This is a genomic window from Mesorhizobium sp. M0040, from assembly GCF_040323505.1.
GTDB lineage: Bacteria > Pseudomonadota > Alphaproteobacteria > Rhizobiales > Rhizobiaceae > Mesorhizobium.
Map to the genome: position 1 here is coordinate 1 of NZ_JAMYVA010000084.1, position 15,121 is coordinate 15,121.

The window sequence follows — 15,121 nt, forward strand, 5'->3', positions numbered from 1 at the left end:
TCGCTTCCGCAGAAGCCTGGATATACGTCGCTCACATTCGCCTGCTCACCCGCAGGCTCGCAAGAAGTTGATATCAAAACACTCTTTTTGATTCAGGCTCTAAAAGGGGACTTCAACGTGCCTATCGGCACAAAGCAGACCGTGATCTTCGATACGGATGATTTTCCAGCTTGGTCAAGGGCGCTACAAGGGACAAATTTAAAGCATAGAGATTTCGAGGAAGCAATTGACGAAGCAGAGAAGGGTGACTTCGTATTTGTAGACCCGCCCTATACAGTCCGACATAATATGAATGGCTTCGTCAAATATAATCAAAATATATTTGCTTGGAACGATCAGGTGCGCTTGCGGGATGCGCTGTTGCGTGCGCGTGAACGAGGTGTCTCCTTCGCTATGACAAATGCGGATCACGAAAGTGTCAGGGAGCTGTATGCTGGGTTCGGGCGGCACCGGCAGCTAGCACGGTACAGTGTGATTGCAGGCAAGTCTGCTCACAGGGCTCAGTCGACCGAACTTTTGGTCATAGGTGATTAGGGCGGAAGATCCAACTTGCCATCCCCACCACCTTCGCCTAATCTCCCTCTGAGAAAACCTTTTCCCAAACGCCTCGCGTCCGCTGACATCATCAATCAGCACCCCGCCGGGCATTAAGAGAAAAGCTTTTCCCACCTGGGAGGATCGATATCTAAATCATGGCGTCCGATGTCCAGCCAACGCCCGCCAAGCAGCCGGTCACCCTCCGTGAGGTGGCGGCCATTGCCGGCGTCAGCGTTGCCACGGCCTCGAAGGCGCTGAACGGGCAGGGGCGGATGACGGCCGAGACGCGGACGCGCATTCGCGAGACGGCGCAGCGGCTTGGCTTTCGCCCGAACAGCCTGGCGCAGAGCCTGTTGCGGCGGCGCTCCTTTACCGTCGGCCTGTTGACCAACGACACCTATGGCCGCTTTTCGCTGCCGCTGATGGCCGGCGTTTCCGATGCGCTGGTCGATGCCGGCGTCTCGGTGTTCCTGTGCAATGTCGAGGACGACCCGCGCCTTGCCCAGCTGCATGTCGATGCCATGCTCGACAAGCGCGTCGACGGCATCATCGCCACCGGCAAGCGCATCGACCGCCATCTGCCGGTCGACCTCGCCAATCTCGGCATTCCGGCGATCTACGCCTTCACCCAGCCCGATCCCGGCGCCATCGCCTTCGTCTCCGACGATGCCGGCGGGGCGCGGCTGGCGGTCGAGCACTTTTGCCGGCTCGGGCGGCGGCGCATCGCCCATGTCAGCGGTCCGGCGAGCTTTGCCGTGGTGCATGCCCGCGCTGAGGCCTATCGCGAGGTGCTGGCCGAGAACGGCCTGCCGGTCATGGAGCCGCTGCTCGGCCCGTGGTCGGAGGCCTGGGGGCACGAGGCGGTCAGAAAACTGTTCGGCGGCGAGGGGTTCGACGGCACGCGCGAAAAGCCCGATGCCGTCTTCTGCGGCAACGACCAGATCGCGCGCGGCGTCATCGATGCCTTGCGCGAGCGCGGTATCGGCGTGCCGGACGAGGTCGGCGTCATCGGCTTCGACAATTGGCAGATCGTCGCCGAGGCGACCCGGCCGCCGCTGACCTCGGTCGACATGAACCTTTCAGCACTTGGCCGCGAGGCCGGCCTTGCCCTGCTTTCGCTCGTCGGCGGCGAACCCGCTTTGCCGGGCATCAGAAAACTGCCGTGCCGGCTGGTGGTGCGTCAGTCATGCGGCCGTCCGCCGGACGGCTGAACGAAACGGGCCGTGTCGATAGTCACCCGCTTGGGGGCGCGGCCGATCTAAAACCATGTGGAGGAGAAGCATGAGAACCACCATTACCGGGCTCGCCATCGCCGCGAGCATTTTCGGCACGCTGGCAACAGCCGGCTCGGCCGCCGCCGACACCGCCAACATCTGGGTTCGCGCCGACGGCTCGAACTTCATGCCGCGCGTCGTCGACGCCTTCAACAAGGGGCATCAGAACCAGATCAAGCTGGACATCATCCCCAATGCCGAAATCATCCCGAAATACGGCGCGGCCGCCGCCGGCGGCACGGCACCCGACGCGCTGTCGCTCGACCTGATCTACACCCCGTCCTTCGCCGCCGCCGGCCAGCTGGAAGACATCACCGACTGGGCGAAATCGCTGCCCTATTTCGCCAGCCTGTCGCCGGCGCATGTCAAGACCGGCACCTATAAGGGCCGCATCTACGGGCTGCCGTTCTCGGCCGATAGTTCCGTGCTGATCTGGAACAAGAAGCTGTTCAAGCAGGCCGGCCTCGACCCGGAAAAGGGCCCGACCAACTGGGCCGAAATCGAAGCCGACGCCGAAAAGGTCAACGCGCTCGGCGGCGACATCAAGGGCTTCTACTTCTCCGGCAATTGCGGCGGCTGCAACATCTTCACCTTCACGCCGCTGATCTGGGCCTCGGGCGGCGATATCCTCACCGAGGACGGCTCCAAGGCGACGCTGGACACGCCGCAGATGCGCGGTGCCATCGACCTCTACCGTTCGATGGTCAAGAAGGACCTGGTGCCTTCAGGCGCGCAGACCGACACCGGCTCCAACTTCTTTGCCGCCTTCGCCACCGGCAATATCGGCATCTCGCCGTCCGGCGCCTTCGCCATCGGCGCGCTGAACACGCAATATCCCGACATCGATTACGGCATCACCTTCCTGCCCGGCAAGGATGGCGGCTGGTCGTCGTTTGCCGGCGGCGACAATTTCGTCGTCACCAAGGGCACCACCAAGGTCGCGGTGGTGAAGGAGTTCCTCGACTTCGCCTATTCGCTCGAGGGCCAGACCATCCTGGCGAAATACGGCAGCCTGCCGGTGCGCGGCGACATCGCCAAGGATGCGCTCAAGGACCTCGACCCGCGCTACCAGACCGCCGCCGAAGCCATGGCCAAGGGCCGCACGCCCTATTCGGTGGTGTTCAACGACCTGATCAACTCGGCCAACGGTCCGTGGAACCAGATGATGAACGAGGTCTTCTTCGGCGAAGACGTCGACGGCGCCATCGCCAATGCGCAGGAGACCATGCAGTCGATCATCGATTCGGCGCCGCAGAAGTAAGGCGCCGGCTCCACCTCCCCCTCGAGGGGAGGTCGGACCGAAGGTCCGGGTGGGGTCGTTGCGGCAGTGCTCGACGTTTCTGTCGGCGCACTTCGCAGAGGACCCCACCCGCGCAGCACTCCACCTCCCCCTCGAGGGGAGGTCGGACCGAAGGTCCGGGTGGGGTCCTCAGTGCAACGCGCCGACGGAAAGAAACGTCGGCGCGCTTCGCGGAGGACCCCACCCCCGGCCTTCGGCCCGACCCTCCCCTCAAGGGGGAGGGGGACGTCCCGCCAATGGAACAACAGGCATGACCACCATCACAGCAACCACCGCCGCGCCAGCGCGCGCATACAAACTGGTCGGCGCCGGCCGCCGGCAGTGGATCGGCCTGCTCTATGTCGCGCCCGCCGTCGCGCTTGTCGTCGTCTTCTTCATCGTGCCGCTTTGCATGACCGCCTGGATGTCGCTGCACAACTGGCCGCTGATGGGCGCGCATAGCTTTATCGGCCTCGACAATTACTGGGCGATCCTGCGTGATACCCGTTTCTGGAACGCGCTGAAGTTCACCGGCTATTACACGGTGGTGGTGACGATCGCGATCTTCGCCGTCGCCTTTCCGCTGGCGCTGTTCATCGAAAGGCCGCGGCAGCTGACCGGCTTCTACCGGACGTCCTTCTTCATGCCGGCGGTCATCGGTTTCGCCTCAGCGAGCCTTTTGTGGTCGTGGCTGCTCAATGTCGATTCCGGCCTGTTCAGCCCGGCCGCCTTCGAGCTTGGCCTGACCGAGAAGAAATTCAACCTGCTGGCGACCTTCCAACCGGCCTTCTGGTCGATCATCGCCATGGTGGTGTGGAAGGTGGCGGGCTTCACCATGATCATCCTGATGACCGGCCTGCAGTCGATCCCGCCGGACCTGCAGGAGGCGGCGATGATCGACGGGGCAGGGCCATTCGCGCGGTTCCGGGCGATTACCTTGCCCTTGATGCGCCGCACGCTGGCGCTGGCGCTGATCCTGTCGGTCGCCGGCTCGATCCTCGCCTTCGACCAGTTCTACATCATCCTGCGCGGCGGGCCGCGCAACCAGACGCTGACCGCCGTCTACTGGATCTTCAACCAGTCCTTCGTGTCGTTCAAGCTCGGCTATGGCGCAGCACTTTCGATGGTCCTGCTGGTCATCCTGGTGGCGCTCAGCCTCATCCAGCTGCGGCTGCTGCGCAATCCCGAGGGGGTCGACTGATGGCGCAGGCAAGGAGCCGCAAACGCCGCATCGGCATGCAGATCGCCGAGCACTCGACCGGCATCATCGCGTCCATTCTGTTCCTGGCACCGATCGCCTGGACGGTGCTTTCGGCCTTCAAGCCGGCGCAGGAGGCGCGCCAGCCGCCGCTGCCGCCGTGGCCGACCAGCGGCATCTCGCTCGAGAACTACGCCACGCTCAACACCTTCGGCGACGGCCTCTGGCTGCCGGCGCAAAACAGCATCTATGTCTCGGTGATGACGGTGGTGCTGTCGGTGATCGTCAGCGTGCTCGCCGGCTACGGTTTCTCGCGCTTCCGCTTTCCGCTGAAGAACCTGCTGTTCGTCGTCATCCTGTCGACGATCATGATCCCGTTCCAGTCGATCCTGACGCCGATCTTCCTGGTGCTGACCAAAATCGGCCTGCACAACACGCTGACCGGGCTGGTCTGCGTCTACGTCACGCTGCAGCTGCCGTTCTCGATCTTCATGATGCGCAACGCCTTCGACGCGGTGCCGCGCGAGATCGAGGAGGCCGCCCGCATGGACGGCGCCAACAACGTCACAATGCTCTTGAGGGTGATGCTGCCGCTGGTCTGGCCGGGCATCGTCACCATCGCGCTGTTCGCCTTCCTTGGCGCCTGGAACGAGTTTTTGGCGGCGCTGGTGCTGATGACAGACCAGTCGAAATTCACGCTGCCGATCATGATGACCGCACTGCAGTCCGGCCGCTTCGGCGCGATCGACTGGGGCGCCGTGCAGGCCGGCGTCACCGTGATGATGGTGCCGTGCCTGGTGCTCTTCCTGCTGCTGCAGCGCTTCTACATCCGCGGCCTGATGGCAGGGGCCGTGAAGTGACCAATCGAACCGAACCGGAGTAAATTGATGACCGCATCGCAATCCGCCAGTCAGGGCGCCAAGCCGAAATTCGCCTTCCGCCCGCTGCCGGTGCCGCAGGTCGACGTGCGCGGCTTCTGGGGCGACCGCGTCGATGCCGTCGCCTCAAAGACCGCCGGCATCCTCTACGACCGCTGCGTCGAGGCGCGCATGCTGGAACAGATCGACCCGGACCGGCCATCGCCGGGCGTCGTCATTCCGTTCCACTCACCTTCACCGGACGAGGCGGCCACCGCCGGCAACGAGTTCACCGGATCGACGGTGACGACGCAGATGTTCTGGGACTCCGATTGGGGCAAAACCATCGAGACCGCCGCCTATTCGCTCTACCGCCGCCGCAACGACGAGCTGGAGGAGAAGATCGATGCCGTCATCGACATGTACGGCAAGCTGCAGCAGACCGACGGCTATCTGTCGAGCTGGTACCAGCGCATCCAGCCCGGCCTGCGCTGGACCAATCTGCGCGATTGCCACGAGCTCTATTGCGCCGGCCACCTGATCGAAGGCGCGGTCGCCTATTACCAGGCCACGGGAAAACGCAAGCTGCTCGACATCATGTGCCGCTATGTCGATCACATTGCCGAGACGTTCGGTCCCGAGCCCGGCAAGAAGAAGGGCTATTGCGGCCATGAGGAGATCGAGCTGGCGCTGGTCAAGCTGGCGCGGGTGACCGGCGAGCAACGGTATATGGACCTCGCAAAGTACTTCATCGACCAGCGCGGGGTTGAGCCGCATTATTTCGACGAGGAGGCGCGGGCCCGCGGCGCCGACCCCAAGGCCTACCATTTCAAGACTTACGAATACAATCAGTCGCACAAACCGGTGCGCGAGCAGGACAAGGTCGTCGGCCATGCGGTGCGGGCGATGTATCTCTATTCGGGCATGGCCGACATCGCCACCGAGTATGGCGACGAAACGCTGCGGGTGGCGCTCGACCGGCTGTGGGACGACCTCATGACCAAGAACCTCTACGTCACCGGCGGCCTCGGGCCATCGTCGCACAATGAGGGCTTCACCGCCGATTACGACCTGCCCAACGACACCGCCTATGCCGAAACCTGCGCTTCGGTCGGCCTGGTGTTCTGGGCAAGCCGCATGCTCGGCATGGGTCCCAATGCGCGCTACGCCGACATCATGGAGCGGGCGCTCTACAACGGCTCGATCTCCGGCCTGTCGCTCGACGGCTCGCTGTTCCTCTACGAAAATCCGCTCGAAAGCCGCGGCGCCCACCACCGCTGGAAATGGCACCGCTGCCCGTGCTGCCCGCCCAATGTCGGGCGCATGGTCGCCTCGATCGGCAGCTATTTCTACGGCCTGTCGGACGACGCACTCGCCGTTCACCTCTATGGAAACGGCACGGCTCGTTTCGATATCGCCGGGACGCAAATAGAGCTCACCCAGACCAGCAATTATCCCTGGGACGGCGCGGTCTCGATCTCCGTCGAACCGGAAGCTCCGACCGAGTTGATTTTGCACCTGCGCCTGCCGGCCTGGTGCCGCAAGGCAGCGCTCAAGGTCAACGGCGCCGATGTCGATCTGGCTGCTGTCAGCAGCGACGGCTATGCCGCGATCCGCCGCGAATGGCGCAAGGGCGACCGCGTCGAGCTCGACCTCGAAATGGCCGTCGACCGCCTCTACGCCAACCCGCCGGTGCGGCAGGATATCGGCCGCGTCGCGCTGGCGCGCGGCCCGCTGATCTATTGCGTCGAGGAGACCGACAATTCCAGCCAGCTGCACCGCATCGCTCTGCCGCGCACGGCCGACATCGAGGCGCATCAGCAGCCGAACCTTCTGGGCGGCGTCGTGACACTTTCGGCGATTGCCAAAAAGGAGGCTTTCGAAAACTGGGAAGAGGGGCTCTACCGCACCGAACCGCCGGCGGTCGAGGACGCGAAGATCACCGCCGTGCCGTATTTCGCCTGGGACAACCGCGACCCCGGCGAGATGCTGGTCTGGCTCAGGGACGAATGAAGCCCGACGGCGGCGCGCGACCGATCTCCTCGGCCACAAGTTCCTGCAGCTGCCAGAGATTGCGGTCGCGGATGCCGCAGGCGTCGAGATGGCGAATGGTCTCGAACAGATATTCGGCGCCCGAACCCCAATGGCCAACGGCCGTGGCCAGGGTCGCCGCTATCGCTCGCTTTTCGAGCTTGCCGGCATAGCGCGGATTGGCGGGATCGACAACGAAACCAAGCGCTTGGCCCGTGCCGTCGCCCGTCCTGACCTGCAGCCAGCGCGGCACGTTGACGGCCGGCAGGATGGTCATCTCACGTCGTAGCAGCGTTTCGAGATTGGCCCCCACTGGCTCGGCGACCTCGAACACCATGCCCTGACATTGGCCGCCGCGGTCGAGCGCCATCATCAGGCCGGGCTGCTCGACGGTGCCCCTGAAGCGCTGCACCGTAAAACAGAACGAACGGTGCCAGCCCGTCGCCACGGCCCGTTCGCCACCCCTGACCTCGCCGGCCGGCTTCCACAGAAGCGAGCCATAGGCGAACAGCTTCACCGGCCCGCCCGGCGCGCCGGCCAGCACCTCGTCGCGAATGCGCGCGTAATCGGCATCGGTCATGTAGACCATGCCCGGCGTCGGCCCGGCATCCTCGACCGCACGCAAGGTGCGGGCGACCAGCGCCTCGGTCAGCGCCATCGGTGTCTTGCGCGGCGAACGCCGTGATGCGGCGGAAATGACCTTGCTCATCCTCATGCTCTCAGCCTTGCCGCCATGTTGCCGAAGGCTGAAGGATTCTCAAGGGCCGAGTACACCAGCGCGGTATCGGGATTCGAACTATCGTGTCCAATAGCTTGACTGCACAAATACCTACGCGACGGGTTAAACGCGTCGACTGAACCCATTTCAACGTGATGCGGCGAGATGCTGGTCTGGCTCAGGGACGCCGGATAGGCGGTATCGCCAATTTTTGAGCCGCGTTGCATGCCTTGAATTCGCCCGGGCGCGCGTCATCTAGCTTTGAGTGGCGCCAGTCACTTGAACGGGTGGAGGCAGATTGTGGCGCTCGAAGCTGTCGCGCGTCCGAACGCCGGTGGCCGCTTTATTGCGGTCGTGGTGGTGCCGCTGCTATTCGTCGTCGGTGGACTGGCCATTCGCTATGCGGCATTTGCCTCGATCTCGGCGGAACCAGGCTTCGCAGCCTATGCCCAGGCGCTCTGCCGGTGGGATTGCGCGTGGTATGTCGACATTTCCGAACACGGTTATGAGCGCTTTCCCATTCCAAACCAGAGCAATGTCGGACGCTGGGGCTTCTTTCCGCTCTATCCGATGCTGGTGGCGGCAATCCGGTCTGTTTTCCCTTTGCCGACGATACTGCTCGCGTCGATCACATCGATTGCGTGCAGCTACGCGGCCTGTCTGGTGGCGTGGCCGCTGCTCGAGAAGAACATGCGCGCTTATGTGCTATATTGCGCCTTTCTGCTCAGCGGCCCGTTCTCCTTTCACTTCACGACTTTCCTGACCGAACCTCTTTTCGTGCTCCTGACGTCGTGCGTTTTTCTGGCACTCAAACGCTCCAGCTATCTGACCGCGGGGCTGTTATCGGCTCTGCTGTCGGCAACCAGGCTCGTCGGAGTGCTTGTTGTATTTGCGACCGTCATTCAGATGTTCAGGGATTGCCGCGCAAAGGGCGGATCGGCGCTTTCGTTCCCACGTTGGGTGCTTGGCCGACCGGATCTGCTCGTTGCAATTCTCATCTCGCCTGCCGGCTTGTTCGCCTACATCCTGTTCCTCTATCTGACGGTCGGGGACGGCTTTGCCTTCCTGCACGTCCAGCGCGCGTTTGGACGGGTGGCGGGCAATCCGCTCGCCTTCATATGGGATGGACTCTCGGCCGTTCCGACGACTGGATGGCTGCCCACGGCGCCGCAATGGAGCGCGCTCGCCGCACTCATAGGACTGGCATTATCGGCGGTTCTGGCGGTTCGCAGGCAATATGGCGCCGCGCTGTTCTGCGCCTGCTGCATCATCTCGCCGCTGATCACGAACCTGGCCTCGATGGTCAGATACGTCGTTGGGCTTGCGCCTCTGACAATATTGCTGACCACGTTGTTGTCGGCGTCGAAGCTGACTTTTCTTGCGGCTCTGGGTCTCTTCCTGGGCGCCTGCTATTTCACGACCGTCGCGTGGATCGGGGGCTATCTTGCCCTGGTCTAGCACTCCGGGCCCGCATCGGCGCGCGGCCTCGCTTGGCCGCTACACGCTGGCGGCGGTTCTGGCCGGGGCGGAAATCATCATCCTTGCGCTTGCTCTCAATCCAGACGTCAATGCCGACTATCGCGCCTATTACATCGACCGGACGACGACCTGCCTCAATCGCGATGCGGTCGGCAGCTACACACTTGGCGAGACGGTGTCGTTCCGGTCCGACGGAGCCAAAAAGGCAGCCGGCATGAGGGTCTGCGGCTGGTCGGGACCGGTAGCCGACGGCACCCATTCGCTGGGCGAGACCTCGCGGCTTCGCCTGGACATACGGCCGCTTCGCGACGGCCTGACTGCCACGCTGCAAATGGCCGCCGTCATTCGTCCGCCACAGATCACGCAAAGGGTTGTGATCTCGGTGAACGGCGTTCGGGTGCATGCGCTGACGCTGTCCGGCAAAGAGCCACGCACCGTCTCGTTCGTCATCCCACCGGCGGCTCTCGCCGAGGCCAAGACACTCGACATCGCCTTCGACTACCTCGACGGCATTCCGCAAACTCCTGCCGCCAGCAACATCTATAAGCGCTCCATCAAATTGTTGTCGCTCCGGCTCGATCCCATTGACGCGGATTAGGGCGGGCGATCGCGCTGCTGGCCGCGTCTTCGCTGCGCAAAAACCCAGCGGTCGAGCATGAGGAGATTGACCGCTGGAACAAGCAAGCATGTAACCAGGATGGCAATGATCGGCGGCAGACTGAGTTTCGCCGTCAAAAGCGCCGGCGCCGCGTAAGCCACCACGAAGCCGGTTGCCGTCAGCAAGAGAAAACGCGGAGCCTCCGATCGATGCGATCCGCTCGACGCGAAGGTCACGAACTTATGCGCGAGATAGGAAAACAGGGCGGCAGCGGTATAAGCTGCGAGCGAGGCACCGACCGGCGAGAGGCCGAACCGTTGCCATTCGACCAAAGCGGTGGCCATCACTGCATATAGGATCGTTGCAGCGATGCCGACCGACCCGAAGCGCGCCAGCAGCCTCAGCCCGGCGTCGCCGGTCGAACGGCGCTCAGACATGCGCACTGCACGCATACTGCGCTCCAAGCGGCAAAGGCGCGAATACGCGCTCGACTCTTCTGGCCAAGGGCCTTGCCGAGGGTAGCAGCAGAAAATGCTCGGAGCGGATGTCGCTGAAGCCTGTTTCCTGAAAGAGGGACCTTGCTCTGGCGGCTTTGAGCAGGACTGCGTCCTGATCGAACGGACACCGGAACACCGCAAGGCGCGTCATCGGATTATAGGGATTGTGCTCGATGATGCAGGCGATGCCGCCTGGCCGCACGACGCGCCGCATTTCCAGGAAGAAATCGAGCCAGGAGGAGGGCGTAACGTGATGGACGACACAACTGGCGAAAGCCAGATCGAACGTGCCGTCCTCATAAGGCAGCCCCTGCGTGCTGCAGGTCCTGTAGGCCACACGCGGATTGTGTTGGCTGGCGCGCAAAATCGAGTCTTGCGAGACGTCGCAGCCATCGAGGCTGTCGAAAGCGCCGTCGAGATAGGGGTGGAGCGAACCGACGCCGCAGCCGACATCCAGCGCCCTTACAGTCGACCCACCCTGCCGAAGCTTTCGCTCGACCAACAGACGCCGCAGCAGGTCCGCCTTGGCGACAAGGAAGAAGTCGTGCCTGAGTCCGGAAAACCGGATGGACCCTTCGACCGCCTCGCCGTAGTTGGAATTATAGCTGTCGAAGAGTTCGCCCATTGGCGGGGACTCCACTCCTGGGCTTGTGAAACGATCGGCGGCGCTCACCAGAGACGGCACGCATCGCCTCGTCGAAACCGGTGAGCCGATCGATCACGTACAGCGGGCGGCGTTTCACCTCGGCGTGGATGCTGCCAACATAGAGCCCGACCACGCCGGTCATGAAAAGATTAATGCCGCACAGGAGCGACACGATCACCACCGTGGATGTCCACCCGGCAATGATGCCGGCTTCAAAAAACCAGGCAAACATGGCGTAGGCACCAAAGACCACCGCAAGCGCGGAAATGGCCAATCCGCCCCAGAGCGCCAGGCGCAACGGCTTCTCGGAGAAACTGACGATGCCGTGAACCGCAAGGTGCATCATCTTCCAGAATGGGTATTTGGTCTGGCCCAGGGTTCGCGCATGGCGCTCAAATGGCACTGCCGTCTGCTTGAAGCCCATCCAGCCGAACATGCCCCTGACGAAGCGGTCATGTTCGGGCATATGCTTGAAGGTTTCCAGCGCCTTGCGGCCGACCAGGCGAAAGTCGCCGACGTCGCGCGGAATATCGACCGACGTCATTTTCTCCAGCAGGCGATAGAAAAGACTTGCCGTAAAGCGCTTGAACCGGGATTCGCCGTCGCGCTTGACTCGGCGGGCATAGACGATCTCGAAGCCTTCCTTCCACTTTGCCACCAGATCGAGAACGACCTCCGGCGGATCCTGCAGGTCGGCATCCATGACGATGACGGCATCGCCCGCAGCGGCATCCATACCGGCGGTAATGGCCATCTGGTGGCCGAAATTGCGAGAAAATTCGATCAGCCGAAAGCGCGGTTCGGCGGCGACCACCTTTTGCAGGTATTCGACGCTTGCATCGAGGCTTCCGTCATCGACGAAGATGGCCTCCGTGTCGCCGTCCAGCCGGCCGATCAGCCAACTGATCCGCTCGATCAGCCGAGGCAGCACCTGTTCTTCATTGTATATGGGCAGGACCAGCGAGTAGCGAGGCGGTGACCTGTTCACCGTCATTCCAGGGTCGTGGACCACAGACTCTCGCATGCGGTTGAAAATGGAACGCAAGCTACAAAGTTCCAAAGGCACTTAAGAAACTGCTAATTTATCTAATTCTGGAGGGAATACCGGTTCTCGATGAGCACAGGAGGGTGTCGTCGTGAGGTCGGACGTCCACATCGAGGCGTAAACTATCGGTGGCTGCTGGCGCGATCGGCCTGGCGAGAAGCAGTCGTTGAGGCATAACGCGTTGACCGCGAGGCCTACTCCCGGACTTGCCGGTTGAAGCGGGGCTACGGGTGAACCCTAAGGGTGCGGGCCGACCGCTTTTGTGATGGGTTTCGGATGCCGGCCGTCTACTGAGATGGCGTGGCTCGAGGCCGGCGTCCGGAAGCCTCCAGGGAAGGAACCCGCGGGGTGGAGATTTCGGTTTTGCGGCTATGGGGATTTGACGGTTCGGCTTGGTCCGTTGTGACCGCACCGATGGGCTTGGTGGGTGGGCAGGCGTAGCTCGATGGGCTGGCGATGGCTGTGCGCATTGCGATGCGGCCCTTGAAGAGCGGGCGGTTTCGGCGCTGCAGATGGTGCGGGACATGCGATCGGCCGGAGACGCACGATCGCCTCGGGCCGCCGACGACCAGAGTCCTCGGCGGGTATGCAGAGCGATGAAGAGCGGTTTGTGGTCATGGCGCCCTCGTCCAAGGCGGCGCGCGGGCGCGGTCGCCGCCGCGTTCGAAGGTCTCGATGACGATCATCCTGCCGCCGCAGCATGGACATGGCGGCCGCCAGTCCGATGGCGTGGCGGCATCGGCGCCCGTTCCGTTGCATTCGGCCTTGGGCTGCGGCGCGGCGAGAAGTTCGCGAGCGCGCGCGATGTTGGCCTTGGCGTGCGCACTGGCGAGCAGCCCATAGTGGCGGATGCGATGGAAGCCTTTGGGTAGCACGTGGAGCAGGAATCGGCGGATGAACTCGCCCGCTTCCAGCGTCATGGTCCGGTAGCGCTCGCTGCCATTGCGGCGGTAGTCCTTGACGCGGAATGTGACGCCCGCCTCGTCGAGCGCGATCAACCGGCTGTTGGAGATGGCGACGCGGTGGGTATAGCGCGACAGGTAGGCCAGCACGGCCTCGGGTCCGGCGAAGGGCGGCTTGGCGTAGACGAACCAGCTCTTCTTCTTGAGCGGTGCCAGGAATTTAGCAAAGGCGCGCTTGTCGCCGAGGCCAGCATTGTCGCCGAAGAACCTCAGCCGGCCGGCGGCATGGGCATCAGTAAGCTTGGCCAGCAAGAGCCGCCGGAACAGTCTTGAGAGCACGCGCACGGGCAGGAGGAAGCCGGGCCGGCAGGACACCCACCGCTCACCATCGAGCGCGATGCCGCCGCCGGGCACGATCATGTGGACATGCGGATGATGGGTCATCGCCGAGCCCCAGCTATGCAGCACGGCGGTGATGCCGATGCGGGCGCCGAGATGTTTGGATCGGCGGCGATGGTGAGCATCGCTTCCGAGGCGGCGCGGAACAACAGGTGGTAGATCACCGCCTTGTTGGGATAGGCGATGTCGGCGATCTCGGCCGGCAGCGTGAAGACGATGTGGAAGTAGCCGACCGGCAAGAGATCGGCCTCGCGTGCGGCGAGCCATTCCCTTGCCGCCGCGCCTTGGCACCTTGGACAGTGTCTATTCCTGCAGCTGTTATACGCAATGCGACTGTGGCCGCAGTCCTCGCACGCCTCGACATGACCGCCAAGCGCCGCGGTGCGGCAGGTCTCGATCGCCGACATCACCTTCAGCTGGCCGAGGCTCAAGTGGCCGGCCTGGGCCGCGCGCCAGGAGGCACCATGGCGATGGAAGATGTCGGCGACCTCCAGGGACGGGCGGCGCACCGCCGCCGCGTTATCTGTCCGGTCGTATCTCGCCCTCTGTGAGCAGGCTGATCCGGTCGAGCGGACTCATCACGGTGTGGATCGTCTTGGTGGCGACATGGGCATAGAGCGCGGTCGTATCAATTTTGGCATGGCCGAGCAGAACTTGGATGACGCGAATGTCGACGTCCTGCTCCAGGAGATGTGTGGCGAAGGAATGCCTCAGGGTGTGCGGCGTTACCCGCTTTTTGATCTCGGCGGCCTCCGCCGCGGCATGAACGGCGCGGTTCATCTGCCGCGTGGAGAGCGGCGTGATCGGGCTGCGACCCGGAAATAGCCAGCCTTGCGGCAGCATCACGCCGCGGCGTTTGCCCTCGCGCCACCAGGCGCGCAGAAGCCTGAGCAGCTGCGGCGACAGCATGGCGTGGCGGTCCTTGCGGCCCTTGCCCTGCTCGACGCGGATCAGCATGCGCGTCGAATCGATGTCGCTCACCTTGAGCGCCACGATCTCCGACACCCGCAACCCCGCCCCGTAGCCCGTGCCAAGCGCCGCCTTGTACTTCGGTCCCGGTGCGGCTTCGAGCAGCCGCGCCACCTCCTCGACGCTCAGCACCAGCGGCAGCTTGCGTGGCTGGCGGATGACGGTGAGACGGCGCGAGAGATCGGGCCGGTCGAGCGTCACGGTGAAGAAGAAGCGCAGCGCCGAGACCGCGCTGTTGATCCCCGGCGGCCGCATGCCGCTCTCGGTCTGGTGTAATTGGAAACGCCGCAGATCCTCAGCCGTCGCGGTATCAGGCGAGCGCCCGATGAAGGCTGCAAACGCCTTCACGCAACGGATATAGTCTCGGCGCGTATCCTCGGTGAAGCCGCGCATGGACATGTCTTCGATCATGCGCTCGCGAAGTGCGCTGCCGGATGGATGCGTAGGGACGGTCATCGGATGCTCCTCTCAAGCTGAAGGTTGACACTTCATGCTCGGAGGCCGATGGCCGTCCGTCACCCCTGATCGATTAAAGCCTCACCGACGCTGCCAACGAAGCTCACGCCTCAAACCCCGCGCCCCTCCCGCGAGCGGGTCGTCTAATCGCTCGAGCGTCAAGGGGGTGAGTGCAAGGCTGTCGTCCTTTCTGTCGATTCTCGTTCGTCCGCATGCCGGGTACAGGGTCGTCTACG

At 63.4% G+C, this 15,121-nt stretch carries 13 protein-coding genes and 1 pseudogene; 8 read left to right on the forward strand and 6 right to left on the reverse strand.

What is annotated here, in order from left to right; all coding sequences use genetic code 11:
* From NKJ91_RS32145 to NKJ91_RS32170, 6 genes are all read left to right on the forward strand, one after another.
* Positions 1–534: DNA adenine methylase (locus tag NKJ91_RS32145; RefSeq protein WP_352458701.1), on the forward strand; the 534-nt coding region annotated here is incomplete at its 5' end.
* 158 nt (positions 535–692) lie between these two features.
* On the forward strand, positions 693–1,748 hold the full coding sequence (locus NKJ91_RS32150; protein WP_352458702.1) for a LacI family DNA-binding transcriptional regulator: 1,056 nt from the start codon (positions 693–695) through the stop codon (positions 1,746–1,748).
* A 70-nt stretch (positions 1,749–1,818) separates the two neighbouring features.
* The gene (locus NKJ91_RS32155) at positions 1,819–3,072 is read left to right on the forward strand and encodes an ABC transporter substrate-binding protein (RefSeq protein ID WP_352458703.1); all 1,254 of its coding nucleotides are present in this window, start codon (positions 1,819–1,821) and stop codon (positions 3,070–3,072) included.
* Between the two features lie 289 nt (positions 3,073–3,361).
* Positions 3,362–4,291: a carbohydrate ABC transporter permease gene (locus tag NKJ91_RS32160; protein WP_352452309.1), complete on the forward strand. Its 930-nt coding sequence runs from the start codon at positions 3,362–3,364 to the stop codon at positions 4,289–4,291.
* Positions 4,291–5,148, forward strand: coding sequence for a carbohydrate ABC transporter permease (locus NKJ91_RS32165; protein ID WP_254817449.1), 858 nt, complete (start codon positions 4,291–4,293; stop codon positions 5,146–5,148). The genes NKJ91_RS32160 and NKJ91_RS32165 overlap by 1 nt, the downstream gene beginning before the upstream one ends.
* Before the next feature lie 27 nt (positions 5,149–5,175).
* Complete coding sequence (locus NKJ91_RS32170; protein WP_352458704.1) at positions 5,176–7,158, forward strand: glycoside hydrolase family 127 protein; 1,983 nt, start codon at positions 5,176–5,178, stop codon at positions 7,156–7,158.
* On the opposite strand, the gene NKJ91_RS32175 is transcribed toward NKJ91_RS32170, so the two are convergent.
* A complete protein-coding gene (locus NKJ91_RS32175; protein ID WP_352458705.1) occupies positions 7,145–7,885 on the reverse strand; it encodes a gamma-glutamylcyclotransferase in 741 nt (246 codons plus the stop codon). The two genes, NKJ91_RS32170 and NKJ91_RS32175, sit on opposite strands and share 14 nt — an antisense overlap.
* 309 nt (positions 7,886–8,194) lie before the next feature.
* Here NKJ91_RS32175 and NKJ91_RS32180 point away from each other — a divergent pair, with 309 nt between their 5' ends.
* Both NKJ91_RS32180 and NKJ91_RS32185 read left to right on the forward strand, forming a co-directional pair.
* Entirely contained in the window at positions 8,195–9,352 is a 1,158-nt protein-coding gene (locus tag NKJ91_RS32180) for a putative hexosyltransferase (protein WP_352458706.1), read from the forward strand.
* Positions 9,339–9,971, forward strand: a complete 633-nt coding sequence (locus tag NKJ91_RS32185) for a hypothetical protein (protein WP_352458707.1) — start codon at positions 9,339–9,341, stop codon at positions 9,969–9,971. The genes NKJ91_RS32180 and NKJ91_RS32185 overlap by 14 nt, the downstream gene beginning before the upstream one ends.
* Here the strand turns inward: NKJ91_RS32185 and NKJ91_RS32190 are convergent.
* The 5 genes and pseudogenes from NKJ91_RS32190 to NKJ91_RS32210 form a co-directional block, all read right to left on the reverse strand.
* A complete protein-coding gene (locus tag NKJ91_RS32190; RefSeq protein ID WP_352458708.1) occupies positions 9,968–10,408 on the reverse strand; it encodes a GtrA family protein in 441 nt (146 codons plus the stop codon). The genes NKJ91_RS32185 and NKJ91_RS32190 overlap by 4 nt on opposite strands.
* Positions 10,401–11,093, reverse strand: coding sequence for a class I SAM-dependent methyltransferase (locus tag NKJ91_RS32195; RefSeq protein ID WP_352458709.1), 693 nt, complete (start codon positions 11,091–11,093; stop codon positions 10,401–10,403). The genes NKJ91_RS32190 and NKJ91_RS32195 overlap by 8 nt, the downstream gene beginning before the upstream one ends.
* On the reverse strand, positions 11,068–12,108 hold the full coding sequence (locus NKJ91_RS32200; protein WP_352458710.1) for a glycosyltransferase family 2 protein: 1,041 nt from the start codon (positions 12,106–12,108) through the stop codon (positions 11,068–11,070). The genes NKJ91_RS32195 and NKJ91_RS32200 overlap by 26 nt, the downstream gene beginning before the upstream one ends.
* A gap of 665 nt (positions 12,109–12,773) precedes the next feature.
* A pseudogene (locus NKJ91_RS32205) lies at positions 12,774–13,969 on the reverse strand (IS91 family transposase).
* Between the two features lie 10 nt (positions 13,970–13,979).
* Positions 13,980–14,885 (reverse strand): tyrosine-type recombinase/integrase, encoded by a 906-nt coding sequence (locus NKJ91_RS32210; RefSeq protein ID WP_352458711.1) that lies wholly within the window; start codon positions 14,883–14,885, stop codon positions 13,980–13,982.
* Between the last annotated feature and the right edge of the window lie 236 nt (positions 14,886–15,121).